Raw genomic sequence first — 25,181 nt, 5'->3', positions numbered from 1 at the left:
AAGGTGGATCTGGTCGCCAAGTACCCGACCTATCCGGACGCGAAGCAGTTCCGCCTGCCGAACATCGGCTTCAGCGTCCAGAAGGCAGCAGTGGACAAGGGCATCGCCAAGAGCTTCCCGATCATCCTCACGAGCGGCCGCCTGGTCGAATACGAGGGGGGCGGGGAGGAATCTCGCTCGAACCGCTGGCTGGCCGAGCTGCAGCAGGAGATGTTCGTCGAGATCAATCCGGCGGATGCATCGGAGCGAGGCATCCGCGATGGCACCTGGGTTTGGGTGACCGGCGCAGAGAACAATTCGAAAGCCAGGGTCAAGGCGCTGGTGACGGAGCGCGTCGGCAAGGGGGTGGCCTTCATGCCCTACCACTTCGGCGGCTGGTTCCAGGGCGAGGACCTGCGGGGCAACTACCCGGAGGGGGCCGACCCCTACGTGCTCGGCGAAAGCGCCAACACCATCACCACCTATGGCTACGACCCGGTGACGGGCATGCAGGAGCCGAAGGTCACGCTTTGCCAAATCGCGGCGGCGTAAGAAGGAGGAGCCGAGAACAGCCGGGATGAAGTTCGCATCAACGTCGTCCGATGCCACAGCGTGGGATTGCGCTCCGGCCCCGCTATGCCTCGGCATAGGTGGTGCCGACAGGATTCATCGCGGCAACGCTAGAATGAGATGCCCGATATCGCCGCATTGGGCATTGGGGGCATCGGCTCGCAAAGCAAGGCCTGATGACGCCCGCCACGCGCGCTCGTCTGGCTGAGTCGAACGCACTGGACGGCCTCAGTCGTTACCGCAGTTCCCGGGCTGGAAAATCAAGGACAAACCGGGTTCCGGGCTGTGCGTTCTGCCATTCGGGCCTCCCCCCAAGCTCTCGGGCCAGTCGGGAAATCAACTTCATGCCGAGGCTTGTTGGCGCTCCGGTGTCCATGTCGCGCGGCAGGCCTACCCCGTGATCGCACACCATTATCCGGAGGTAAGTCGGCTGCTCGGATCTTGCGAGCGAAAGCGAAATATCGCCGGTTCCGTTTGGATAGGCGTATTTCAGTGCATTCGTGATCAATTCGTTGGTCAGCAGCCCGATCGTCACGGCTTGTTCTGTGACCACCGTAACAGGCACGGCATCGCATTTGAGGGTCTTTGCATCCAGGCCCTCCGCGCAAAACTGCTCACATAACCCGTTCAGGAACTCTGCCAGGTCGACAGTGCGTTCGTCTCGGGACCGCCATAGGCGGTCGTGAACATTCGCGATTGTTTCGACACGCCTCTGGGCGTCGGACAGGGCGTTCTGAAGGCCAGGGTCGACCGCGGCGAGCCGCTGCATCCGCAGCAGGCTAGCGACAATCGCCAGGCTGTTCTTGACGCGATGGCTGATCTCGTCGTTGAGCACTTCCTGGTGCCTCAGGGCTTCCTTCAAACGGGCTTCGGTGAGATGGCGGCCGATGGCCAAGTTCAGCAGATTGGCGAATCCTTTCAGGAAGGCCGCATCGGCTTCTGTGAAGCGCTCTCCCTCCGGACTGTCCACCCCCAGGACCCCGAACCTGTCTTCATCGAGGGCGATGAGAACGTTGATGGCACGCCTAATCCCGTGTTCCATGAGCAGCCTTGGCGTTCGGAACCGCCGTTCCTGCTCGAGATGGTTGGAGATGACAGGCTTGCCTGTCTTGAACGCATATCCGGCGGGGCTCTCCAGGTCGGCCGCGATCCGCGCATGACCGACGATCCCCTCTTTCCAGCCAACACCTGCCCGGACGATGAACTGCTCCTCGGACGGGAGATATTCTAGCGCCTTGGCATGATCGCATCTGAGTCCTTCCGCAGAGGCTCTTGTTGCCTCCTGAAGAAGCTCTTCCATCGAGTGCGTCTGGAGCGCGAACGTGCCAAACGCGGCGAGGATCTCTTGCTGGCGCAATAGATATGACAATCGCTCTGTCTCGTAGCCTCGATTTTTCGGCGGGACGGGACGAGAATTTTCGTTTTCGGTGGTCATTTCCTAGAAAGAATCCGAATGGGGGGCTCCGGACATGATGGCCTTCACGACATCGCGGGATGGTGCACGGCTAGTGAAGGGTGAACCTGGGTCGACTGCCACAGCTGAGCACGAATCCTGGGTGTCGCAGCGGCTATTGCCTCTGTTCGGGAGGGTTGCTCGAGTGATTGCCGAAGCGGACGAAGCATGCCCGCCGGACTCGGCAGGGTGCCGGCCGGCGGGCAGCACCGACCGTCAGCCTTCGCCCATGCCCTCGGCCGGCTTGGATGCGCTTCCGTCGCGCACCTTCTGCTCGATGCGGCTGCCGACGTTCGGGTCGACGTTCTTCCAGTATTGGAAGGCGCGGCTCAGAACCGGCTCGCGCACGCCGCCGAGCAGGCTTCCGGCCACCGTCTCCACCAGCGCCGCCCGCTGCGCGTCGTTGAAGACCTCGCGCACGAGAATGCCCGGCTGGCCGAAATCGTCGTCATTGGGACGCAGCGTATAGGCGCTGCGAACCATAGTGCCGTCGGCCTCCCAGCCATCATGCATCGGCCCGGTTTCATGGGCCCATGGGCGGTTGTGGCTGTTGGGCGCATAGACCGGGGCGTTGCCGCTGTGGTGATACGCCATCTGGCCGTCGAACATATAGGTGTTGACCGGGACCTTGGGCTGGTTGACCGGCAACTGGTGGAAATTGGTGCCGATGCGGTTTCGCTGGGCGTCATTATAGGCAAAGGCGCGGCCAAGCAGCATCTTGTCCGGCGACAGGCCGATGCCGGGCACCGTATTGCCGGGCGAGAACGCCGCCTGTTCGATCTGGGCGAAGAAGTTCTCCGGATTGCGGTTGAGCGTCATCTTGCCGACCTTGACCAGCGGATAGTCGGCATGCGGCCAGGTCTTGGTCAGGTCGAACGGGTTGATCCGGTAGGTCTTGGCCTCCTCATAGGGCATGACCTGGACCGAGAGCGTCCAGCTCGGATGCTCGCCGCGCTCGATGGCGTCGAACAGGTCGCGACGGTGGAAGTCGGCATCGGAGCCGGCCATCTCGGCCGCCTCGGCGTTCGAGAAGAACTCCATGCCCTGTTCGGTGTGGAAGTGGTACTTGACCCAGAACTTCTCGCCCTTGGCGTTGATCCACATATAGGTGTGCGAGCCGTAGCCGTTCATGTGGCGCCAGGTGCGCGGCAGGCCGCGCTCGCCCATCAGATAGGTGACCTGATGCGCGCTCTCGGGATTGTTGGTCCAGAAATCCCACTGCATGTGGTTGTCGCGCAGGCCCGAATCCGGCAGCCGCCGCTGGCTGCGGATGAAATGCGGGAACTTCATCGGGTCGCGGACGAAGAAAATCGGCGTGTTGTTGCCGACGAGGTCGTAATTGCCCTCGCTGGTGTAAAATTTGAGCGAAAAGCCGCGCACGTCGCGCCAGGTGTCGGGGCTGCCCTGCTCGCCGGCGACGGTGGAAAACCGCGCCAGCATTTCCGTCGATGCGCCCTTCTGGAACAGGGCTGCCTTGGTGTAGGCGGAAACGTCCTCGGTGGCCTCGAAGACGCCGAACGCGCCCGAGCCCTTGGCGTGGGGCAGACGCTCCGGCACCTTCTCGCGGTTGAAATGCGCCATCTGCTCGAGGAAGTGAACGTCGTGAAGCAGGATGGGACCGTCCGCACCGATGGTCAGCGAATTGCGGTCGCTGGGCGCGGGCGCGCCAGATCCGGTAGTGGATGCAGAAGCTCGAATGTCACGGACGTTACGCTGTTCAGTCATCATATCTCCTAGAAAGTCGAGAGAACGGGCGGCTTTCGCGGTGAATGCGGTGTGAGCTTGGCCAGTGCCGACACGCGTTTGTTGCGCGCACGATCCAGTGATGCCCTTCGGGGGCGGGAACGTGAATGGCCGGAAAGCTCGGCTCCTGGTCGTATGCACCGACCGGATTGCCATCCGTAGTCTCGGAACGCAGCTAAGGGGGTGGCTGCCGACTTTCCAGTAAACACTGCCTCACTACTGATTTACTGCCTCACAGGAGCATGTCGAGGTGGCGGAAGCAGAGCCGTCTACGCTGTTCCAGGCGATTGAGCGCCGTCGGCAAGGAAACGGAACTGGGAGAATCTGTTTCTGAGTGACTGCTAACGGTCGCGCGCGAGACGGGATTCAAGTTTCTTCCTCTCGCGGCGTCCTCTGATCTGTTGCGTTTGGATACCCTTCGCCTGAATCCGCGGTCGGCCGTTCTCTTCAAGCACAAGGAAGCGTCGGCGTGCGCCGACGGGCAGATCCTCCGATCCATAGAGGCCCACCACCTCGATGGTTAGCCGCTGGATCGCCATCGGGGCAATCCCTTCCCTGGAATCCGTCTGGAGTGCGCGCAGGCCCTGTTCGATGAGGTTGCCGAAGGACCCGATGTCTCTTGTCTCACCGCTCCCCAAAGGTCCTTGCCGAGTTCGCTTCCAGGGATCGGCCGGGGCCTCGTTGTCCAGCCCGAGTATGTCGGTGACCGGAAACGCCATGCTTTTCTCGGGCGCCCAGAGGGCCACCAGCACGCTCTGGACGTAGATGGATTCCGAACTCATGTTGCTCAGGAAGCACCGTGCCTCCAGTCCTTGTCCAGCGCCTCGCGTGATGAGCAGCGTGGCCCGGAGCTGTCTTCGGTAACTGCTGATGAACACCTGCAGGTAGATCACCCATACCATCAAGGTTCCCAGTCCGGTCAGCGCGGTAATCACTTCCCGGTGCTGAGCGACCCACTGAAACATGTCACTCCTGAAGAATTGCCTCTGTCCCGTCGCTCGCCGCCCATCGCATGTTCACGGAACGCAAGATGAACACGCTGTGCTCCAACTACGGCGCGAGCGTTATGTTTCTGGAGCGGCAAACGCCAAAATGGCCCCGGTGTCCCTGTAGCAGATTGTCTGGCATGCGGCAGCAGGACCGACGCTCGCGACGCGGCATGATCGCCGACGGTCCCGCAGGCCAGCCTGCGAGACAGAGGCGGAGGGGCACGCATTTGAGGAGGAACCGGGCGCAGGTCCTAAACGGCATTGCAGTCGTTGGACGGCATGCGGCCAGGAATCCAGCAGCTATCCTAGTCTCGGGGCAGGGGGTTAGTCCTGGCTGCGATCGCTCGGGACAATGAACCCGGGTGCCTGGCCGCCGTCGCGCTTCCAATGCTGACGGCAGACTCTCCTGAGATCGGCTCGCACAAGGGGATCCTGCAGAGCCTCGGCCGCGTTGATGAACCCTTCGGCGATAAGCGCCATAACGATCGTGATGCAGTCGATATGTCGGCCACTTTCCGCCAGCTGAAAGGCCCGTTCATGTAAACAATTCCTGCCCAAAATATCCCGTCAGCTCCCCAGGTCATGCTCGTTGGACAAAGGGGTGCAAACGCGGACCTCCGCATTTGGTTCCGGACTGAGAAAGGAACGCCGCACTGGCGATGAGCGGCTCGTGAGCAGCCTTCATGGCTTCTTGCCCTATATGACGGTCGAAGCGGCGAAGCAGTCTGGATGGGTGAGCAGGGCGGAACGATGTGTCCTGCCACATGGATGCGCTAGCGCTGGCGCGCCTGTGAAGGCCGCCGTCACTGGTCGAAGAGACAATCCGGTCGGCACCATCCCGGGATCGCGCAGGAAGCTTTCGACAAGGGGTCAACTAGCCGATCTGCTGGCAATGCTGGGCAACGGCTGAACCGGAGCTAGCTCGCATGCCGGAAGACCGGACCAGAAGGCCTGATAGGGGGCAACTCGGTTTCCTCGAAGATAGCGCGTCGGCTCACGTCGGCGATGTCGTCGCGCTCCTCAACGAATCGCCGCGCAGGCGAGCGGCTGAAATGCTCGCCGATTTCCCGGTCGAGCAGGCAGTGGAAGTCTTCGACAAGCCCGAACTCAAGCATGCAGCCGAATTGATCCAGCTGCTCCCTGCGCGTCAGGCCGCGGCGGTGCTCGGCGAGATGTCACCGGACCGCGCCACGGACGTCCTGCAGAACCTGGGCGCCTCCGAGCGCGCTCGGCTCTTGGGCCTGCTCAGCCGCAACGGCCAGGCCAAGCTGCGCACGTTGCTATCCTATCCGCGCGACACCGCCGGCGGCCTGATGACGACCGAATTCGTGTCCGTGCCGTCCACGTCGACAGTCGGTGACACACTCCAGCACATCCGGAAAATCGAGCGTGCTAGCGAGACGATTTACGCCATTTACGTCCTCGATTCCGACAGCGAAAGGCTCCTACGCACGGCGAGCCTGCGGCGGCTGATCTCGGGCGAGCCGAAAGCACCCATCCTGTCTATCTGCCCGGACCGGGACCCGATCGTCGTCATGCCCACCACGGACCGGGAAGACGTGACGCGGCTGATTGCCAAGCACGACCTTCTCGCCATCCCGGTGGTCGATGAGTCCGGGCGTGTGCTCGGCATCGTCACCTTCGATGATGTCATTGATGCCATGATCGAGGAGGGCACAGAGGACGTACATAAATTGGGGGGTCTGGACACCCTCGACCGACCGTACACGGACATCGGCTTTTTCCAGATGATCAGGAAGAGGGGCGGGTGGCTCGCCGTCCTGTTCATGGGCGAAATGCTGACCGCCAGCGCCATGCAGCATTTCGAGGCGGACATTGCCAAGGCGGTCGTCCTGACTCTGTTCATCCCTCTGATCATAAGTTCCGGCGGAAATTCAGGCTCCCAGGCCGCCTCGCTCATCGTCCGCGCCTTGGCGCTGCAGGAACTCCGACTGGGCGAATGGTGGCGGGTTGCCCTGCGCGAGTTGCCGACCGGCATAGCGCTCGGCGCCATACTGGGCGCGATCGGCGTGGCCCGAATTGCCCTCTGGCAGCATGCCGGCTTCTTCGACTACGGAGAGCATTGGGTGCTTGTCGCACTCACCGTCGGTGTCTCTCTGGTCGGGGTCGTGGCTTTCGGCTCGCTCGCCGGTGCGATCCTCCCCTTCGCCCTGAAGGCGTTGAGATTCGATCCTGCGAGTGCCTCCGCCCCGTTCGTGGCGACGCTCGTCGACGTGTCAGGCATCGTCATATACTTCAGCATCGCGCTTCTAATCCTGGGCGGGAAGCTTTTGTGACGGGCAATCAAGGCGTGAAGCCCGTCCCGAGTTTATCTGGGGTGAGCGCCTCGTTACGTACGAGGCGGCCGGCCGTTGCTCTGGCATCCGAATAGCTTACGTCGAACTCATCCTGGATGCCGACGCCTCGGAGGATCCATGCCTTCTGTTTGATGTGGTTACGCCTGATGGCGTGCTCCAACTACTGGGAGACGTGGAGATCGCTGAAGACCATCTTGTCGTTCATGACCTCCACATTGGAGGCGGCACCCAGGTTCAGTGGGATGGTCCAAACTGCGCAAGCTCGGTCGGTGACCGCGGAGAAGCTGGATGTCGAATACATCGAAGTTCATGGAGCGGTTCAGACAACGGGTGCGAACCCGGGACGTCGTCCGGGTGTCGTCAGGCTCTCCCGTACGCATGAGCCTCAGCTTTCGTCACGGAGCGAATACTCCTGAGGCAGCCCGGGTTCTCGTCAAGAGACAGCTGCCGCTGAGGACGGCCCATGCGGTCCTCACGGAGATGGTCGATAACGGCAAGACATTTGTGACAGTTCCTTGCGTCGACGACCTGCGGGCGTTGAAAGATGAACTCGATTCCGTGGGCGTGACCGCAAAGGTGCACGCGCCGCGCCCAATCAACGTGCGGGCCGTCCGGGAGCGTACGCAGCTCTCCCAGGAAGCGTTCTCCGTACGGTACGGCCTCGATCTGGCAACGCTCCGCAACTGGGAGCAAGGCCGCTCGGAGCCGGACGCGGCGGCGAACACGCTCCTTTGGACCATTGCCCGGAACCCGGAAGCAGTCGAAGAGCCCCTCGACATGGAGGACGAAATGGCTGCCCCGTCATCAGCTTGCACACGCGATCCATGCGCAATTTGCGTATAGAAAGTAGGCCGGATGTCGCGAGGGTCAAGGCCATTCCCAATCCGGGGTCAAGGCAAACGATTTGGGGGCATAGTCGGGTGCCGCCCCCAGACCTGAGCCATCCTCGTCGAGTTCGATGAGGTCGGCAAAAACAGGCCCGACGCCTTCAACGCTATGTCCGACGAGGACAAGGCCGCCTAAGTCGAGGCGGCCAAGACCTAAGCGGCCGGGCTAGGAGCGGGGCAGGATGAAGTACGGGAATGCCGATCCGCGGCTCGCTTTCTTCCTGGCCTTCCGCATTGCAACCTCGTGCTCCTCGGCTTCCCGCGCCAGGCTCCGGCGGTTCTAAGCTTCCGCAGTGTTCTGTTTCTTGCTGTTCAATTGCATCCCCTCACTTAACTCCAGGCTTCGGTCCGGGGGTAAACTCCCCTCGAGGCTCGGCAAAAAGCTGATCGGGAATCGTCGGTGAAGGCGCGTAAGGATTGCGGCACCAAGGGCAGCGTATGGCTGCTTTAGGCCGAGGGGCGTTGCATCACCGGCAACAGCGGCTGATCGACAATAATATCCTCCACCCCGATCGGTGAGACCGAGGAGTTTAATTGGCAGTTGGGTGGGATTGGCGCGCCGCGCTATCCTGATGGCATCGCGGCTGGTGCCGACTGAGGGTGGCATCGGTATCTGGGTGGTTTAAGAAGCGTTCTCAAGCGCTAGCCTCTTGGCGCGCAGTCTTGCAGTCTTGGCCTCGCGGTTTGCGCGCTCTTTTTCAATAATCGAAGTCGCAATGCGATGGGCGCGCTCGTCTCTACTCTCTCGTTTGTTCATCTGGGTCGCTATATTCAAGGCAAACCTCCTTATGTTCCTCATGCATATAGGAATTTATTTCGAAAATACAAATGTTTGACGGTGAGCGATAATGTCGGGCTTCTACGACGAGATGCAGGTCATTGCGTCCGAGCTCCGGGGCGAGCTTAAGCAGGGCACCGTCGCCCTCCGCCGGGAGATGCCTGGCACGCCCGATCCTGAAGCACCGTGTGAGCACTGCCTCGACGTCACAATGCCGAGCCTCTGGATCGTCAACACGCGAACGAAGTTCCCGCGCGGAGGCGGAAGACGCCGTCCAGGACACGTTTCTTCGCTGGCAGGCGGTCGATGCCGGCAGTCTCGCGTCGCCGGGTGCTTGGCTGACGACGGTTTGCACGCGACGCGGCGCGCCACCGACATGCTGCGTGCCTCGTATCGCAGCCGGCTCCCGGACTGATGTCCGCGGAGAGGATTCCCTACATTCTGTTGCACCGGAGCCAAGCAGACATGCCTTCTGACGAGGAGGAAGTTCCGCTCGCCTTGGTTGGTAAAATATCGCCTTTCGCCAACGAGGATCAGGCCACATTAAAGGCGATCAGCTTGGATGCTGGCATGCCGATAATGACGACCGAGCCCGCGTCAATCGCGAGCCGTTCCCAAGCGCCGCGGGTAATCTCGACATCCAATCCCTGGCCGATTCGATGACAGTTCACGGAAAGGCGGTAGAAGTTTCCCCGGAACGATATGGTCTCGACCACCGCTTCGAGACCCGTGGGGGGACCGCCGGATGGCCCCTCAACGACTATATCGGCAGGGCGTATGCAAAGTTTGACTTCGTCGCCTGGTGAAACGTCCTTCATGTCGGCGACATCGAGTTGCGTGGTACCGACCGAGACGCTGTTGCGGCTGGCTGCAACCGCAGGGATGAAGTTCATGTCGCCCAGAAAGCCTGCCACGAAAGGCGAGGCGGGCCGCTCGAAGACCTCTTCCGGCGTGCCGACCTGCTCGATCACGCCCTGGTTCATGACGACGATCTGATCGGCCGTGGCCAGCGCCTCGTCCTGGTCGTGCGTGACCATGATGGTGGTGACGCCGAGGCAGCGTTGCAGTCGCCTGAGCTGGTCGCGCAGATGCAGCCGCACCTGCGCGTCGAGCGCGCTCAGCGGCTCGTCGAGGAGGAGCAGACCCGGCGATGGTGCCAGTGCCCGGGCCAGTGCTACGCGCTGCTGCTGTCCGCCCGAAAGCTGGGCGGGATATTTCGCGGCCTGGCTCTCCAGGCCGACCATCGCCAGCAACTCGCCGACGCGCGCCTTGCGCTGCTCCCTCGACAGGCGGGCGCCGTGAAGACCGTAGGCGACATTGCGCTCGACCGTCAGGTTCGGGAACAGGGCGTAGGACTGGAACACGATGCCGAAGTCGCGCCGGGTGACTGGCAGGCGCGAGATGTCGCGTCCGCCCTGGTGGATTGTGCCGCGGTTCTGCGGATCGAGGCCGGCGATCGCGCGCAGCAGCGTGGTCTTGCCGCAGCCCGAAGGACCGAGGAAGCAGACGAACTCGCCCTGCTCGATATCGAGATCGATTCCCTCGAGCGCCATGAAGCCGCCGAAGGATTTCGACAGGCCCCGGATGCGCAGCGCGGGCGTGCCGCCATCGTCGGTCATCGGCTTCGGCGGGGAGAGTTTAGCGATGCCATCAGGCACGTTCAGCATGGGCCCAGCCTTTCGTTTCAGCGCGACCAAGAAGCTCCAGCGTCCCGGGCAGGAGCGCTGCGTCGCCGACCGCCACGAAGCGGTCGCCGGAGTGCAATGTAAGCGGTGCGCCGTTCCAGTCCCGCATGATGCCGCCCGCACCTTCGATGACGGGAACCGCGGCAAGATAGTCGACGATGCCGTAGCGCGCGGCGATCATGATGTCCGCATGGCCGCTCGCGACCAGGCCATAGCCCTGGGTGCCGGCATCGTAGATGGTGAAGCGGGATGCCGCCGCCACGTTCGCGAACGGCTGTGCCGCATCGCCGTCGAGATATTCCGGCGAGGTGGCAAGCAGGATCGCCTGGGCGGCAGCCGGACAAGCGCGGGTCCGCGCGACTTCGCCATTAAGCAGAGTCGCGTGGCCTTTCGCACCCACCCAGCGCTCCTCGGTAATCGGGATGTCCACCAGGCCGAGGACGGGGACGGCATCGACCGCCAGCGCGATAAGGGTGCCGAAGACCGGCCTTCCGGCGATGAAGGAACGTGTGCCGTCGATGGGGTCAACCACCCAGACGCATTCTGCCGCGGCGGCGCTGGCGGGGTGCTCCTCGCCGATCACGCCGTGCGTCGGGTAGCGGTCGGCGATCATGCTGCGGATCAGGGCCTCGACCTCAAGGTCAGTAGCCGTCACGGGGGTGTTGTCGGGCTTCATCTCGACATCGGCATTGCGGCGGAACCGACTGCGGATCAGCGCCCGGCTGGCATCGGCGAGTTCCTGGGCGAAGCGGATGAACTCCGCGGGCGTGGCGGTGGCTGACGAAACCGTCATGAATTGATCCTTGTATTGGGTGGCCGTCGGGCGCGCCTGTTGTCTGTTTTCAGCTTTCCCGCCCGCGCCAGGCCTGGGTCCGGCGCAGCAGGCCATGCATGAGCAGCCATTGCAGGCCGACGACCGTCGCCGAGGTCGCCACGATCAGCACGCTCATCGCCGCGGCGGGCCCGAGCATCGCGTTGTCGTTGAGCAGGACCACGCTTACGGTCGCGACCTTGGTGTTGGCCGAGTAGAGGAACACCAGCGCCGAGATGGTCGTCATGGAGTTCATGAACAGGTAGCTGGCGATGCGCAGGATCGTCGGAAGGCACACCGGCACGACGACCCGGCCGAAGGTGGCGAACCGCGACACCTTAAGCGACGAGCCCACCGCCTCCAGCCCGGGGTCGAGTTGCTTGAGCGCGGTCAGCGCGGTCAGATGCGGAACGGTATAGAGGTGCACCACCGTGCTCAGCACGAGGATCGCAATCGTGCCGTAGATGCCGCCGAACGGGTTGGACGGACTGTTGAAGAAGAAGATGTAGGACAAGCCCAGCACCATCCCGGGCAGGGCCAGCGGGATCATGCAACAGAAGCCGATCGCTTGGCGCAGCCAAGAAGCGCCGGGCACGCGCTCCAGCAGATAGGCTCCGAAGAAGACCAGTGCCGTGCCGAACAACGCGACCATGCCGGAAAGGCGCAGGCTGTTGCGATAGGCGCCCCAGCCGCTTGGCTCGTATTCGGCGAAATTGTAGCTGGAGAAGGAGAGGCTCAGATTGTAGGGCCACAGCTTGAACAGCGAGCCCAGCACCGCCATTACGAGGATGCTCAGGATCGCCAGGGCAACGACCGAGCAGAACAGGAGGCAGGCCAGGTCGCGCGCCTGGCTCTTCGCCGGCACATAGACCACCGCGCGCCCGTCCACGCTCGCGCTGCGGCCGCGCTGGAGCAGGTGGCCGGCGACGAAGGCGACCGCCGCCGGGATGAACAGCAGGATTCCTACGACGGCCCCCATCTGGAAATCGAAGCCGCCGATCACCTTCTGGTAGAGGTCGGTGGCCAGCACCGGGTAGGATCCGCCGACGACCACCGGGACTCCGAAATCCGTGAACACCTTGGTGAAGGTGGCGAAGGATGCCGCTCCCAGGCCGAACCTCATGGCCGGCAGCGTGACGGTGAAGAAGGTGCGTAGCCGCCCCGCCCGCAATGCCGTTGCCGCCTCATAGAGCCTGCGGTCGATCGTCAGCAGCGAGGTCTGCACGATCAGCAGCGCAATCGGAAAGGTAAAGAACACCTCGCCGATGACGATGCCGACCGGCCCGTAGAGGCTGTGACCGAACAGGGCGCCGCGGAAGAAACCCTGATTGCCGAAGAGATAGATCAGCGCGATGCCCGGGAGCAGCGACGGCGTCAGCAGCGGCACCAGGGCCACCGCGCGGAAGAAGACCCGCCCCGGCATTCGGGAGTGCGTCAGCGCGAAGGCGTAAAGGCCGGCGATGGCCAGGGTGAGCACGGTGGAGAGGACGGAGATGCGAAGGCTGTTCCAGAAGACGACGGATGCCCGCGGCTCGCTGAAATAGGTGACGAAGTTCAGCAGGCCGACGAAGTTGCCGTTCGCGTCCTGCAGCCCCTTCGAAAGAAGAGTGTAGATCGGCAGCAGGAGGCCGATGAGGAGGAACAGGGCGAGCGCGATCAGGCAGAGGCGAAGGAGGACATCTTCGCCGCTGAAAGCGATGCGGACTTTTGGGCCGTGTATGGACACGGCCGGAGCCTGGTCGACCATCTGCCTCTCGCCTTTCGATGCGGTGGTGGATGTCGGCCCGTCATCCACGGGCCGTTCGCCAATAGCGCTGCCGTTGGGACTATTTCGGCTCGTCCTTGGTGCCGTAGCGCTTCTGCCATTCGGCAAGGATGCGGTCGCGGTTGGCGGCGACCCAGTAGAAGTCCATATCGACCAGGGCTGCCTCCTCGCCTTCCGGATAGTTGGGAACCGCGGTGGCAACGCCCCGACGCGCGACCAGGGCATAGTACTTGTTGTGGATCTCGTTTCCTTCCTGGCTGGCTGCGAAATCGGCGAGCTTCTTCGCCGCATCGGGATTGCGCGCCCCGGCGACGATGGCAACTCCCTCGACCTCGGAGCCGACGCCCTCCTCGGGGATCACGACGCTGAGCGGCGCCCCGTCATTGATCGCCTTCACCCCCGGGGCGGGATACGCGATTCCGACCACCGCTTCGCCGGCGGCGGCCATGCGACATGGCTTGCTCCCGGAATGGACATATTGCGCGATGTTCTCATGGAGCGCGTCCATGTAGTTCCAGGCTTCCTCCTCGCCGAGAATCTTCATCCAGCCGGCGATCGCCAGCAGCCCGGTGGCAGAGGAGTTCGGATTGGGCATGGTGATCATGCCCTTGTATCCGGGCTTGATCAGGTCCTGCCAGCGCTTTGGTTCTTCGATGCCGTGACTGGCGCCTTCGGTCTTGTTGTAGCACACTGCCGATGCCCAAGCGTCGGTGCCCACCCAATGCGGCATCTCGCTGCGGCGATCGTAGAAGCGGTCCTTGATCTGGTCGAGGCCGGCCGGCGCATAGGGCGCCAGCATGCCCTTCTCCTCCAGCATCACCAGCCCCGGCACCGAGGCGCCGAGGATGATGTCCGCGCGCGGGTTCTCCTGCTCGGCCAGCAGCCGGGCGATGATCGGACCGTTGGAGTCGAGTAGCTGGTTGACCTTGATCTCCGGCTCACGCGCCTGGAATGCCGCGATCAGTTCGGCGAAGTGCTCCTTGGCCATGGCGCTGTAAACGGTCAGTTCCTCAGCCTCGGCAGTTGCCGTGCCCGAGCTGACACTCGCCGAAACCAGAAGCGCGGCGCATAGCAGCCGCAGTCGAGCCGAGGGCTTGAAACTCGTCATCAGTACGTTCTCCCATTTTTTTGTTGACGGTGTTGGGGGGAGTATCAGAACGCGATGTCATAAAGTCAAAGATCAAGATTTACGATGCTCATGCACAAAAGCTATGGATTGGGCAGGGGTAACGCGCCGGGGGAATCGGGATGGATCCAATCAGTCCGCGTCAGATCGAGGCCTTCAAGGCAATCGTCGAGACAGCTTCCGTGACAGCTGCCGCAGCGAGCATGCATGTTTCGCAGCCCAGCGTGAGCCGGCTGCTGCGCAGCCTGGAGGAGGCCATCGGCTTCGATCTCTTCGAGCGCAGGAAGGGCCGGCTGCTGGCGACGCCGGAAGCCATGCTGTTCTATGACGAAATCCAGAAGTATTTCCGCAACGTGCAGAGGCTGGCGCATACGGCAGCCGATATCCGCGCGCTCGCCCGCGGTCAGTTGCGGCTGGGCACCTTCATCGCATTTGCAGTTGCGGTCACACCGTCGGCGATCAAGGAGTTCAACCGCGCACACCCGCAGATGCACGTTTCATGCACGACCGCGCAGTCGCGCCAGATTGTGGACATGATCTCTTCCCGCTTCGCCGACCTGGGCATTGTCGACCCGATCGCCGCCACCAGCGGGGTGCGTATCGAGCGACAGTGGAAGTTCCGGTGCGTCTGCGCGGTACCGGCCGAGCACCGGCTCGCCGCGAGCGATATGATAACGGCAACCGAACTGGCCAGCGAAAACGTGATCGGCCTTGAGCGGGAATTCCTGTCGCGTTACGCGCCGGGCGCCAAGCTTTATGAAACGTTGGCTCCGGCACTGCGGGTCCAGGTGCATCAGTCGATTGCCGCCTGTGCGCTTGTGGCCGAGGGTGTTGGCGTGGCGGTTGTCGATCCTTTCACCGCCATGCACTGCGAGCCCCGCGGGATCGTCGTGCGGCCGCTGGAAGTCACCATCCCTTTCGAAATCTGTATTGTCGCTTCCCCGGAGGCACCGCTCTCGGTGGCTGCGCAGGAATTTCTGAGGATTTTCGATCGGGAAATGCACGCCGCGTGCCGGGCAGCCGCCTACGTCGAGTCCTGCAGGTAAGCGCTGTATTCGATGTTCCATAGGGCCACCTCCTTGTCCGCTTCGCGAAACAGATAGCTCCTAATGGGACCGCCTCAGCTTGTGGCGGACCCGCTAAAAGCTAAGGCCAGACACCCGCCATCGGCTGCTTCAGGCCGCCCTCTGAGACCGTATACGGCATCCCCCTGTGCAACGGGAAGCAATTTACCGGGACCGTGTCCCTGCGAAAGTGGCTCGCTGAAACCTGCGGGCCCCAAGGGCAATCCACACCCGTTTCGGTGATGGAGAAGCGATTTGCATATTGGGCGGTTTCGGCCCAGCCTACGGCTCCCAACGTGTTTATCGACGAGGATGAACGATGTTGAACGATGTCGAGCTAAAACACCTGCGCCGCTGCGTCGAGCTGGCGACCGAGGCCCTGGAGGCAGGCGATGCACCATTCGGTTCGGTTCTTGTCGCCGAAGACGGAAAGATCCTCGCCGAGGATCGGAACCGTATCGCCGGGGGCGACCAGACGCGTCATCCAGAATTCGAGCTGGCGCGCTGGGCCGCGGCAAACATGACACTGGCCGAGCGGGCCAAGGCGACCGTTTTCACCTCGGGCGAACATTGTCCGATGTGCGCCGCCGCGCATGGATGGGTCGGATTGGGACGCATTGTGTACGCCACCTCTTCCCGGCAGTTACAGGAATGGCTTGAGGAACTGGACGTTCCCGCGTCTCCCGTCCGCCCGTTGCCGATCCATGAGATCGTCCCCGGCGTGAAGGTGGAGGGCCCAGTCCAGGAACTTGAGGACCAGGTTCGGGACTTGCAGCGTCGGTTTCACGCGGGACCGCACGATACAGCGAGCGCAAGATAAGGGACTCACTAGAAGGAGAAGCTCGGCGAGAGGTCAGCGATTTCCGCCACGGCTTCTATCCGGTTTTCTTCTGAGTCGCGTCCTGCCGGGCCAGACCTCCCTTCTGCTCGAGGAAGTCGATCACCACGCCGAGTCCGTCGCGCGTCTTCAAGTTGGTGAAGACGAAGGGGCGTTCTCCGCGCATCCGTCTGGCATCCCAGTCCATCACCTCCAAGCTCGCCCCTACGAGCGGTGCCAGGTCGATCTTGTTGATCACCAAAAGGTCGGATCGCGTGATCCCCGGGCCGCCCTTGCGCGGAATCTTCTCGCCGGCCGAAACATCGATGACGTAGATCGTGATGTCGGCCAGTTCCGGGCTGAAGGTGGCCGCGAGATTGTCGCCGCCCGATTCGATCAGCACCATGTCGAGCTCGGGGAAGCGGCCACGCATCTGGTCGATGGCCGCGAGGTTGGCGGAAGCGTCCTCGCGGATGGCGGTGTGCGGGCAGCCGCCGGTCTCCACGCCGATGATGCGCTCCGGTGCCAGTGCGCCGGCGCGGGTCAGGATTTCGGCGTCTTCCTTGGTGTAGATGTCGTTGGTGATCGCGGCGATGTCGTAGTGGTCGCGCATTGCCTTGCAGAGCGCTTCCATGAGAGCCGTCTTGCCGGATCCGACGGGGCCGCCAATGCCGATGCGGAGAGGACCGTGCGCCGAGTTCATGAGCGGAATAGCCTTGTATACTGGGTTTCGTGACGCATGGAGGCGATGTCAGCCAGGATTCCGGCCGAGCCGAGATCTTCGATCCCGGCTCGAACCGCCTTGTCGGTGACCTCGAGAATGGCCGCCTCGAGCGCGGCGATGACCTTCAGCCCGTCCGTCTGGCCGAGCGGCACGAGCCGGACTCCAGCCGAGACAAGGTTCGCCGCGAAAGCATGAAGAAAGGCCACGAGCACGGGCTCGAGCGGCAGGCCATGCGCCGCCGCGGCCGCGCCGACGGAAACGGGGAGAGCCGTCTCGCCGGGACAGGATTCGCGGAAGTGCTGAAGCACCGGATGCGGCCAGGCAGCCGACACTGCGCCAAGGAAGGCGTTCCCCTGACCGACGCTTTCCATGCGGCGTTCCGCAGTAGGCTGAAGGGCAGCCGCCAGCGAACTGATCTCGCACGCCGTGCTCCAATCGCGAGAGCGCACCGCACGCCAAGTGGCGCAAACGATGATTGCGTCTGAACGTCCGGAACCAAAGCGTAGCACACCCTCGATCCAGGCGCGCAGCGATGCCGCAGTTCGCACGTCGCCGGCTTCCACCGCCCATTCGAGACCGTGGCTGTAGTTGAACGCGCCGACCGGGAAAGACGGCGAGAACCAGGCCTGGAGCTTGGCGACGTCGGCGAGAGAAGCCCCCGTTGCGAGGGCCTGCACGTCATCCATGGCGGTGCGGATGTTCATGCTGGCCATCCTGGTTGTGACCGTGGTGGAGAGCGAACGCGCCGCCCTCCGGATCGAACGGCGCCTCGACCGCCCTTGTCGTGCCGCCGAGTCCTTCCACCATGTCCCTGATGACATGGTCGTCCCGGATGCGCAGACGGTCTCCCAAAAGCTGCGTCGGCAGATGGCGGTTGCCGAGATGCCAGGCGATCCGCACAAGGGCGCGGAGGTCCGGTGCGGTGATCTCCGCAAGCGGCTCCGCCGCGGCTTTCACGCGCACGGTGCGGCCGTCCTGCAGGACGAGTCCGTCGCCGTCGCGCAGCGCGGTCGCCTTGGGAAGATCGAGCAGGAAGGCGAGCCCTTTCTGCCCAGTCATCATCAGCCTGCGGCGGTGCCGGCCGTCGAAATCCAGAACGACTGCGTCCGCGGCTCTGGAGTCGTCCCATGCACCTGCGGGGCGGATTTCGTTGCACGTCAGCACGCGCTCCTCCCTCAGAACAGGAAATAGCGCTGCGCCATCGGCAGCACGTCGGCCGGCTCGTAGGTCAGAAACTCGCCGTCCGCATAGACCTCGTAGGTCTCCGGGTCGACATCGATCCGCGGAGTGGCGGAGTTGTGGACCATGTCCGCCTTGCCGATCCCTCGGGTGTTGGTCACGGCCAATGCGGGCTTGAGGAGGCCCAAGGCCGCGGGCACTCCTCCCGCCAGCGCCGCTGCGCTGACGAACAGCACCGACGAATTGGTCTTCGCCCGTCCGAAAGAGCCGAACATCGGCCGATAATGAACCGGCTGCGGAGTCGAGATCGAGGCGTTCGGATCGCCCATCAGCGCGATGGCGATCATGCCCGACTTGAGCACGAGTTCGGGCTTCACGCCGAAGAAGGCGGGCGGCCAGAGCACGAGGTCGGCGAGCTTGCCGACCTCCACCGAACCCAGGTGCTGCGACAGGCCGTGCGCGATCGCAGGGTTGATCGTCGCCTTCGCGATGTAGCGCCTCACGCGGAAATTGTCGTTGTCACCCGTCTCCTCGGCCAGGCGCCCGCGCTGGAGGCGCATCCGGTGCGCCGTCTGGAAGGTACGGATGAGCAGCTCGCCGACCCTGCCCATGGCCTGGCTGTCGGACGACATGATTGAGATCGCGCCGATGTCGTGCAGGATGTCCTCGGCAGCGATGGTCTCCAGGCGGATGCGGCTCTCGGCGAACGCGATGTCCTCAGGAATCTTGGGATCGAGATTGTGGGCGACCATCACCATGTCGAGGTGCTCGTCGACCGTGTTCCTGGTGTACGGCATGGTGGGATTGGTCGAGGCAGGCAGCACGTTCGGGAGGCCGGCGAGCTTGATGATGTCGGGCGCGTGTCCGCCGCCTGCGCCCTCGGTGTGGTAGGCGTGGATCGTTCGTCCCTTGATGGCGTCGATCGTGCGCTCGACGAAGCCAGACTCGTTGAGTGAATCGCTGTGCAGCATGACCTGCACGTCATATTCATCGGCCACTGCGAGGCAGCAGTCGAGCGCAGCGGGCGTTGCGCCCCAGTCTTCGTGCACCTTCAGGCAGGAAGCGCCCGCCTCGATCTGTTCGGCCAGCGCGCGCGCGCTGGACGAACTGCCTTTGCCGGAGACCGCGAAGTTCATCGGCAAGCCATCCAGGGCCTGCAGGATGCGCCCGATGTGCCACGGGCCCGGCGTGCAGTTGGTCGCCACCGAACCGGTCGCCGGCCCGGTACCGCCACCGACCATGGTGGTGGTGCCCGCCGCCAGGGCCTCCTCCACCTGCTGGGGGCTGATGAAGTGGACATGGGTGTCGATCGCCCCTGCGGTCACGATCCTGCCCTCTCCGGCGATCGCCTCCGTGCCGGCGCCGACGACGATGTCGACATCCGGCTGCACGTCGGGATTGCCCGCCTTGCCGATGCCGGAAATACGCCCGTCCTTTATCCCGATATCAGCCTTTACGATGCCCCAGTGGTCGACGATCAGCGCGTTTGTGATCACCGTGTCGACGGCTCCCTCCGCCCGCGTTGCCTGCGACTGCCCCATGCCGTCGCGGATCACCTTGCCGCCGCCGAACTGCACCTCCTCCCCGTAGACGGTAAAATCCCGCTCCACCTCGATGATCAGCTCCGTGTCGGCCAACCGAAGGCGGTCTCCCGTCGTCGGCCCGAACATGTCGGCGTAAGCCGCGCGGGCGATGCGATAGGGCATTCATTCCTCCTCCGGGCGCTCGTCGAGAGCGCCCATCACCTGGCCGTCGAAGCCATGGACGCGGCGCTCGCCCCTGTAGGGAACAAGTGTCACTTCGTGCGATTGCCCGGGTTCGAAGCGAACGGCCGAACCGGCGGGGATGTCGAGGCGATGGCCGCGGGCTTTCGTCCGGTCGAAATCGAGGGCCGGGTTCGCTTCCGCGAAATGGTAGTGGGAGCCCACCTGGATCGGACGGTCGCCTCGATTGGCAACCGTCATGGTGACCGTGGCGCATCCGGCGTTGAGTTCTATGTGGCCTTTTTTCGCCAGGACCTCGCCGGGTATCATGACGGGCCTCCCAGCAGCGCAAGACCGATCCCCGCCGCGCCTGCGCCCAAGGCGCGGGCCAACGCGAAGCGCGGTCCTGCAAGAAGGCGGCCGATCCCGATTCCCGCCGCTTGCAGCATCGCGCTGGTGACCACGAAACCCGCTCCGAACAGCAACATCGCATCCGGAGCTTCGGTGCCGTGTGCATGGCCATGGAACACAGCGAAGACGCCCGCAATGAACGCTGAGAACCCGAGCGGCAGACGCACGGCTGCTACGACGAGCAAGCCGAGAACCAGTACGGAAGCCGCGATCCCGGCTTCCACGAACGGCAGCTGGATCCCAGTCGCGGCGAGCGCGAACCCGCCGACGATGCCGACAATGAAAGCCCAGGACACCATCCACGACGCTCGCCAGCCGAGGAACGCCGCCCAGAGGCCGACTGCCACCATGGCGACGACATGGTCGAGGCCGCTGAGGGGATGGACCAGGCCAGCGAGGAAGGGGGCAGCGCCAGAACCGTGCCCGGGGTGAGCAAAAGCTGGAACGGTCGTCATGACGAGGGCAGCGGCGAGCAGTGCGGCGCGGCGGGGCATCTCTCGGGACCGCCGGATTTCAGCGGATCGGCTGGCTCACCGAGACGAGCTTGACGCCGTCCGGGAAGGTCGCCTCGACAACCACGTTCTCGATCATTTCGGGCACGCCCTCCATCACCTGGTGGCGCGAGATGACATGCGCGCCGGCCTCCATCAGGTCCGCGACGGAACGCCCGTCGCGAGCGCCCTCGACAATGAAGTCGCAGATGAGCGCCACGGACTCCGGATGGTTGAGCCTGACACCGCGCTCAAGGCGGCGACGGGCGACCGAGGCAGCCATGGCGATCAGAAGCTTGTCTTTTTCCCGGGGGGTGAGCTGCATGTTCGCCTCCTCAGCAATACCAGAGCCGCGGCAGGGGACGTGTGTCTCGGAGCGAGGCCAGCGCTGGGACCAAGGCACGTCTTAGCGCCATGCGGCCCGGGGCAACGATCCTGGCGACAAGAACATCGCCGATCACGCTCGCACCTGCTGCACTCTCCGTGGCTTGCGAAAAACCAGCACGCAGGCGATCCCGCTTGCGTTCGAGATTCCGCCCGACATGTACGACGCTTGCCATCGCGGTCTGGCCGCGCAAGGCAGCGAGGCAAGCCGCACTCTGGCTGAAGGACTCGGCAATGCGCGTGGCATCGGCGAAAAGCAGATGCCCGTCACGGCGTACCGTCCAAAAATCGGAGAGGAAGCCGTTTGTGACGGTCTCGCCCATCGCCGTACGGCCGAACAGGACCGCCTCGGCGATCGTCAACTCCGCATCCGCTTCAAGCCAGGCATCAAGCTGCCGCCGCACGCGGCCGCGGTCAAAAAGGATGGTTTCCTGAGGTATCCAGTCGAGCTTAGCGCCGCGAGCGACCTGCAGGCGCTGTTCGATCGATGCTTCGCTGCCCAGGGAGCGGTAGATGTGCTCGCAGGCCGGCGTGGTGACGGTAGCGCAAGCGCGCTCGCCCACGACAACTTCAATCGACAGCCTGTCTCCCCCTGTCAAGCCGCCGGCGGTGTTGATCATCACCAGCTCGACACCGCTGTCGCCGTGGAGACGCGGCATCCGCAGCTTCAGGCAGCCTTCCTGGAAGAGTTCGTCTGCGCGGTTCGCTCCGCCTCTCGGGCGGCCGATATGCGCCCGAACCCGACCGCGCGCCCTCTGCAGGACACGCGTGGGACTTGCTGCGGTTCCCGGAGGGGTCACGATGCCCAAAGGCTTGCCCCTGGTTTAGTTTCAGTGCCCAGTAACCCCTGATCGAAGCTCTTGTTCCCGGCTCCTGCGGAAAACCTCCGCGTGGCGGACAGGCTCGCGTCCGGCTCCGGGAGGAGGAGCTGGTCAAGCGGTTCCTTCTTGGCGGCCGCGTTCGATGGGAACGGGGGCAAGCCAGCGGTCGAAAAGAGCCCAGCGTCATTATCGCTCGGAACCACGACGGGCTGGAACGATTTGGCAGCCGACTGTCGGTGACCGTCGAAACGGGTGGCCCGATGAGCGATCTAGCAGGAAGCAGCGGTGCGACTGGAGCGGCCGAACAGGACCTCGGCCTTCGCCGGGTGATGGGGCCTGCGCTTCTGTTGCTCTTCATCGTCGGCGACATTCTGGGCACGGGCATTTACGCGCTGACTGGGCAAGTGGCCAAGCATGTCGGCGGGATTGCCTGGCTGCCCTTCCTGGTCGCCTTCGGGGTCGCGCTGATGACCGCTTTCAGTTATCTCGAACTCGTCACGAAATATCCCAAGGCTGCAGGCGCCGCCCTATACACCCACAGGGCCTTCGGCATTCATTTCCTCACCTTCCTCGTGGCCTTCGCGGTGATGTGCTCAGGGATCACCTCAGCGTCGACAGCCTCGCGGGCGTTCGCCGCGTACTTCTCGACCAGTTTCGAGCTTGGGCTGCAAGGCAGCGGGATCACGCTCATTGGCCTCCTCTTCATGGCGCTGATCGCCATCGTGAATTTCCGCGGCGTTGGCGAGAGCGTGAAGCTGAACGTGGTGCTCACCCTGGTTGAGCTCACTGGTCTTCTCATCGTGATCCTGATCGGGGCATGGGCCATTAGCCTGGGGCAGGGCGACGTCTCCCGAACCCTGACCTTCGAGCCGGCGGGCGACAGGGGCATGTTCTGGTCGGTCATCGCGGCGACAACTCTCGCCTTCTTCGCGATGTTGGGCTTCGAGGATTCCGTGAACATGGCGGAAGAAATCAAGAATCCCATCAGGATCTTTCCGAAGGTGCTCCTCACCGCGCTGCTCGTCACAGCCGTCTTCTACGTTCTCGTTTCGATCTCCTCCGTCGCCCTGGTGCCGCCAGCCGAGCTCGCCGAGGGCGACACCCCGCTTCTCAAGGTGGTCTCAGCCGGCGCGCCCGGATTCCCGCTTGGTATCTTCGGGCTCATCACGATGTTCGCGGTGGCCAACTCGGCGTTGATCAACATGCTGATGGCAAGCCGCCTCGTCTACGGAATGAGCCGGGAGGGCGTGCTTCCGCCTTTGCTTGGCAGGGTGCACCGCGGCCGGCGCACGCCCTACGTCGCGATCGCCTTCACCTCGCTCCTTGCCTTCGGTCTCATCACCTTTGTCTGGGCCGTTCCGGCCCTCGGCGGCACGACCGCGCTCCTCCTTCTCGGGGTTTTCACGATCGTGAACGTCGCGGTTCTAGTGCTCCGGAAGGACACGGTCGCCCACCAGCACTTCAGGACACCGACCGCGCTGGCGGTGCTCGGCGCAGTCTCCTGCGCTTTCCTCTCGGGGCCTTGGACCGGACGCGACCCAGTACAGTACGAAATTGCCGCCGTTCTCCTTGGCATCGGGGTGGTGCTGTGGTGCGTCACCGCGATGGTGATGCGTTCGAACCCGCGCAAGCTCTCCGGGGGCGGACGCTCGCGGAGCCGCCAATCCGGCCCGGTGAACTGAAGCGCCTCTCGCAGCGATTCCGGGTTGGACCTAAGCCTTGCATGCCCATGAGGGTAAGCGGCGGCAGGGTGTCCCGATACCCGTAACCTACCTGTTCGTACGCCAACTCAAAGGGTCGACGGCCACCCATTCGCGATCATCCGTCGGATGAGACATCGGCTATGGGGCATTGATCTTGCCACGAGCCTCACCGCGGAACATCGCCCGGCGTCCTGACGTTCAGCGTCGACCGATCCTGACTCCCAGCGCTTCGGCCCACGAAAACCCTTTGGCGAGGCACTTAATCTGGTCATGTGAGGCACTTGAACATGGAACTGGTCCCAACCGACTGGCTGAAGGTGTTTGCTCCGGAAACTCCGATCCTCGAGCTCATCGCAAGGGCTTGCGTTCTGTACCTGGGCATTCTGGCCTTCTTGCGGGTACTGCTACGAAGAACGGGCGGGGAAGTGGCGCATATGGACCTTATATTCATGCTGCTCATTGCAGAAGCTGCCGCTCATTCGATGGGCGACTACCACTCGGTGGGAGACGGCTTGATCGTCATCATCACCTTCATGGCTCTGAACTACTCAGTAAATGCGTTCAGCTTCTATCTTCCTTCGCTCGAAAAGCTGGTGGAGTCTGGGCCGCTGGAGGTGGTGAGGGACGGCAAGCCCCTCCCGGACAACATGCGACGCGAGTTCCTGACCGAGCAGGAACTGATGAGCTGCCTAAGGCAGAACGGCATGGATGACTTGTCAACGATCAAGGTCGCCGTGATCGAGGCAAAGGGAAAGATATCGTTTGTACCCTTCAAGACCTAGCTTGCGATAGGACGACCTCGCGTGGCGGGGGATACCTCCTTGGCCTATCTGATCGAGGAAGGCGAGGAACAGGGGTCAGGAGTTCCGCATCGCGCCGATTGGCGGCTGATGATCGCTGACCTCGCTCGTGCCGCGATCATTGCAGAACCTACGTCACGCTGTCGACGTTGCCCGGTCCACGAGATTGAACTGCGGCGATGTCGCCCTGGCACTCGCGTCCGTGAGACTCACCATGCGCACGGCCGCCTATGTCCATGCACTCGGCCGCCTCGCGGAAGCCATCGAGGCGCACGGTACGCAGAGCTTCTTCACGAGCTGAGCGGTTCGCTCCCGCCCCGGATCTTCGGTGGGGCGGGAGCCGGAATTCAGGCGAGCGGAAGCTCCATGTCATGCTCTCCTTCCCGGATTCGGGTCGGCAAGCCGATCCGGCCGAGCAGGTCGAGGAACGGCCGCGGCGGCAGCTCTTCGACATTTGCCATCTTCTTCACGTCCCATTCGCCGGTCGCAATCAGCATGGCAGCCGCGACCGCGGGCACGCCCGCCGTATAGGAAATGCCTTGGCTGCCCACCTCCTCGTAAGCCTCCTTGTGGTCCGCCACGTTATAGATAAAGACCTCGCGCGGCTTGCCGTCCTTCACGCCCTTGACCAGGTCGCCGATGCAGGTCTTGCCGCTATAGTCGGGAGCAAGCGACGACGGGTCGGGCAGAACCGCCTTGACCACCTTCAGCGGCACCACTTCCAGTCCTTCTGCGGTCCTGACCGGCTGCTCCGAAAGCAGGCCGAGATTCTTCAGCACGGTGAAGACGTTGATGTAGTGGTCGCCAAATCCCATCCAGAAGCGGACGTTCGGTACCCCAAGCAGCTGCGAGAGCGAATGCACCTCGTCATGGCCGCGATGCGATATGGATGTCGCCGAGGACATCGTTGTTCTGGGCGCATTTGTGCGCGACGACCTGGGCCACACCGCCCGCGCCGATGATGAGGACATGCTTCTTCA

25 protein-coding genes and 1 pseudogene are annotated in these 25,181 nt (G+C 63.4%); 9 read left to right on the top strand and 17 right to left on the bottom strand.

Annotated features, from left to right (window positions below; all coding sequences use genetic code 11):
- On the top strand, nt 1-531 hold a 531-nt coding region (locus tag HUI96_RS28530; RefSeq protein ID WP_273033235.1), incomplete at its 5' end, for a molybdopterin dinucleotide binding domain-containing protein.
- Nucleotides 532-784: 253 nt separating this feature from the next.
- On the opposite strand, the gene HUI96_RS28525 is transcribed toward HUI96_RS28530, so the two are convergent.
- The 3 genes from HUI96_RS28525 to HUI96_RS28515 form a co-directional block, all read right to left on the bottom strand.
- Nucleotides 785-1,918, bottom strand: coding sequence for a sensor histidine kinase (locus tag HUI96_RS28525; RefSeq protein ID WP_237684454.1), 1,134 nt, complete (start codon nt 1,916-1,918; stop codon nt 785-787).
- Between the two features lie 300 nt (nt 1,919-2,218).
- On the bottom strand, nt 2,219-3,727 hold the full coding sequence (locus tag HUI96_RS28520; RefSeq protein WP_188258083.1) for a catalase: 1,509 nt from the start codon (nt 3,725-3,727) through the stop codon (nt 2,219-2,221).
- Between the two features lie 359 nt (nt 3,728-4,086).
- Nucleotides 4,087-4,680, bottom strand: coding sequence for a hypothetical protein (locus tag HUI96_RS28515; RefSeq protein ID WP_337918686.1), 594 nt, complete (start codon nt 4,678-4,680; stop codon nt 4,087-4,089).
- Nucleotides 4,681-5,121: 441 nt separating this feature from the next.
- Between HUI96_RS28515 and HUI96_RS28510 the strand changes: the two genes are divergently transcribed.
- The 4 genes from HUI96_RS28510 (at nt 5,122) to HUI96_RS28495 (ending at nt 9,193) form a co-directional block, all read left to right on the top strand.
- A complete protein-coding gene (locus HUI96_RS28510; RefSeq protein ID WP_188258081.1) occupies nt 5,122-5,277 on the top strand; it encodes a hypothetical protein in 156 nt (51 codons plus the stop codon).
- 383 nt (nt 5,278-5,660) lie between these two features.
- Nucleotides 5,661-7,031 carry a magnesium transporter gene (gene mgtE, locus HUI96_RS28505; RefSeq protein WP_188258080.1) on the top strand — a complete coding sequence of 457 codons (1,371 nt, stop codon included), beginning with the start codon at nt 5,661-5,663 and terminating at the stop codon, nt 7,029-7,031.
- A 399-nt stretch (nt 7,032-7,430) separates the two neighbouring features.
- Nucleotides 7,431-7,895 carry a helix-turn-helix domain-containing protein gene (locus HUI96_RS28500; RefSeq protein WP_188258079.1) on the top strand — a complete coding sequence of 155 codons (465 nt, stop codon included), beginning with the start codon at nt 7,431-7,433 and terminating at the stop codon, nt 7,893-7,895.
- A gap of 1,010 nt (nt 7,896-8,905) precedes the next feature.
- Nucleotides 8,906-9,193: a sigma factor gene (locus HUI96_RS28495; protein WP_211892360.1), complete on the top strand. Its 288-nt coding sequence runs from the start codon at nt 8,906-8,908 to the stop codon at nt 9,191-9,193.
- A 57-nt stretch (nt 9,194-9,250) separates the two neighbouring features.
- On the opposite strand, the gene HUI96_RS28490 is transcribed toward HUI96_RS28495, so the two are convergent.
- The 4 genes from HUI96_RS28490 to HUI96_RS28475 all read right to left on the bottom strand — a co-directional run bounded on the left by HUI96_RS28490 (nt 9,251) and on the right by HUI96_RS28475 (nt 14,086).
- Nucleotides 9,251-10,375 carry a putative 2-aminoethylphosphonate ABC transporter ATP-binding protein gene (locus tag HUI96_RS28490; RefSeq protein ID WP_425299320.1) on the bottom strand — a complete coding sequence of 375 codons (1,125 nt, stop codon included), beginning with the start codon at nt 10,373-10,375 and terminating at the stop codon, nt 9,251-9,253.
- Entirely contained in the window at nt 10,368-11,195 is an 828-nt protein-coding gene (locus HUI96_RS28485; RefSeq protein WP_188258077.1) for an inositol monophosphatase family protein, read from the bottom strand. Before HUI96_RS28485 ends, HUI96_RS28490 begins: the two co-directional genes overlap by 8 nt.
- A 49-nt stretch (nt 11,196-11,244) precedes the next feature.
- Nucleotides 11,245-12,960: a putative 2-aminoethylphosphonate ABC transporter permease subunit gene (locus HUI96_RS28480; RefSeq protein WP_188258076.1), complete on the bottom strand. Its 1,716-nt coding sequence runs from the start codon at nt 12,958-12,960 to the stop codon at nt 11,245-11,247.
- A 79-nt stretch (nt 12,961-13,039) separates the two neighbouring features.
- Nucleotides 13,040-14,086, bottom strand: a complete 1,047-nt coding sequence (locus HUI96_RS28475; protein WP_188258075.1) for a putative 2-aminoethylphosphonate ABC transporter substrate-binding protein — start codon at nt 14,084-14,086, stop codon at nt 13,040-13,042.
- 140 nt (nt 14,087-14,226) lie between these two features.
- Between HUI96_RS28475 and HUI96_RS28470 the strand changes: the two genes are divergently transcribed.
- Together HUI96_RS28470 and HUI96_RS28465 are read left to right on the top strand one after the other, a co-directional pair.
- Complete coding sequence (locus HUI96_RS28470) at nt 14,227-15,150, top strand: LysR substrate-binding domain-containing protein (protein WP_188258074.1); 924 nt, start codon at nt 14,227-14,229, stop codon at nt 15,148-15,150.
- A 337-nt stretch (nt 15,151-15,487) separates the two neighbouring features.
- The gene (locus HUI96_RS28465) at nt 15,488-15,988 is read left to right on the top strand and encodes a nucleoside deaminase (protein ID WP_188258073.1); all 501 of its coding nucleotides are present in this window, start codon (nt 15,488-15,490) and stop codon (nt 15,986-15,988) included.
- Between the two features lie 55 nt (nt 15,989-16,043).
- Here HUI96_RS28465 and ureG read toward each other — a convergent pair whose 3' ends face one another.
- Genes ureG through HUI96_RS28425 form a run of 8 tightly spaced genes read right to left on the bottom strand, consistent with a single transcriptional unit; the run spans nt 16,044 to nt 21,536 of the window.
- Nucleotides 16,044-16,688 carry an urease accessory protein UreG gene (gene ureG / locus HUI96_RS28460; RefSeq protein ID WP_188258072.1) on the bottom strand — a complete coding sequence of 215 codons (645 nt, stop codon included), beginning with the start codon at nt 16,686-16,688 and terminating at the stop codon, nt 16,044-16,046.
- Nucleotides 16,685-17,413 (bottom strand): urease accessory protein UreF, encoded by a 729-nt coding sequence (locus HUI96_RS28455; RefSeq protein ID WP_237684452.1) that lies wholly within the window; start codon nt 17,411-17,413, stop codon nt 16,685-16,687. The genes ureG and HUI96_RS28455 overlap by 4 nt, the downstream gene beginning before the upstream one ends.
- Nucleotides 17,388-17,873 carry an urease accessory protein UreE gene (locus tag HUI96_RS28450; RefSeq protein WP_188258071.1) on the bottom strand — a complete coding sequence of 162 codons (486 nt, stop codon included), beginning with the start codon at nt 17,871-17,873 and terminating at the stop codon, nt 17,388-17,390. The genes HUI96_RS28455 and HUI96_RS28450 overlap by 26 nt, the downstream gene beginning before the upstream one ends.
- A gap of 11 nt (nt 17,874-17,884) precedes the next feature.
- Nucleotides 17,885-19,594, bottom strand: coding sequence for an urease subunit alpha (gene ureC, locus HUI96_RS28445; protein WP_188258070.1), 1,710 nt, complete (start codon nt 19,592-19,594; stop codon nt 17,885-17,887).
- On the bottom strand, nt 19,595-19,921 hold the full coding sequence (locus tag HUI96_RS28440; protein ID WP_188258069.1) for an urease subunit beta: 327 nt from the start codon (nt 19,919-19,921) through the stop codon (nt 19,595-19,597).
- A complete protein-coding gene (locus HUI96_RS28435) occupies nt 19,918-20,496 on the bottom strand; it encodes a HupE/UreJ family protein (protein ID WP_188258068.1) in 579 nt (192 codons plus the stop codon). Before HUI96_RS28435 ends, HUI96_RS28440 begins: the two co-directional genes overlap by 4 nt.
- A 19-nt stretch (nt 20,497-20,515) precedes the next feature.
- Nucleotides 20,516-20,818 (bottom strand): urease subunit gamma, encoded by a 303-nt coding sequence (locus HUI96_RS28430; protein WP_188258067.1) that lies wholly within the window; start codon nt 20,816-20,818, stop codon nt 20,516-20,518.
- A 10-nt stretch (nt 20,819-20,828) separates the two neighbouring features.
- Nucleotides 20,829-21,536, bottom strand: a complete 708-nt coding sequence (locus tag HUI96_RS28425; protein ID WP_188258066.1) for an urease accessory protein UreD — start codon at nt 21,534-21,536, stop codon at nt 20,829-20,831.
- A gap of 422 nt (nt 21,537-21,958) precedes the next feature.
- On the opposite strand from HUI96_RS28425, the gene HUI96_RS28420 reads away from it, so the two are divergent.
- Nucleotides 21,959-23,380 (top strand): APC family permease, encoded by a 1,422-nt coding sequence (locus tag HUI96_RS28420; protein ID WP_237684451.1) that lies wholly within the window; start codon nt 21,959-21,961, stop codon nt 23,378-23,380.
- 308 nt (nt 23,381-23,688) lie between these two features.
- Nucleotides 23,689-24,183, top strand: coding sequence for a DUF421 domain-containing protein (locus HUI96_RS28415; RefSeq protein ID WP_188258065.1), 495 nt, complete (start codon nt 23,689-23,691; stop codon nt 24,181-24,183).
- Nucleotides 24,184-24,548: 365 nt separating this feature from the next.
- Here HUI96_RS28415 and HUI96_RS28410 read toward each other — a convergent pair.
- Together HUI96_RS28410 and HUI96_RS30415 are read right to left on the bottom strand one after the other, a co-directional pair.
- Nucleotides 24,549-25,076: pseudogene (locus HUI96_RS28410) on the bottom strand (saccharopine dehydrogenase family protein); the annotation flags it as partial.
- Entirely contained in the window at nt 25,069-25,146 is a 78-nt protein-coding gene (locus HUI96_RS30415; RefSeq protein ID WP_425299319.1) for a hypothetical protein, read from the bottom strand. The pseudogene HUI96_RS28410 and the gene HUI96_RS30415, both read right to left, overlap by 8 nt.
- Nucleotides 25,147-25,181: the final 35 nt, after the last annotated feature.

Source organism: Pseudaminobacter soli (ex Zhang et al. 2022) (assembly GCF_014595955.1).
Lineage (GTDB): Bacteria > Pseudomonadota > Alphaproteobacteria > Rhizobiales > Rhizobiaceae > Kumtagia > Kumtagia pseudosoli.
This window is presented reverse-complemented; position numbering and strand designations above follow the sequence as displayed.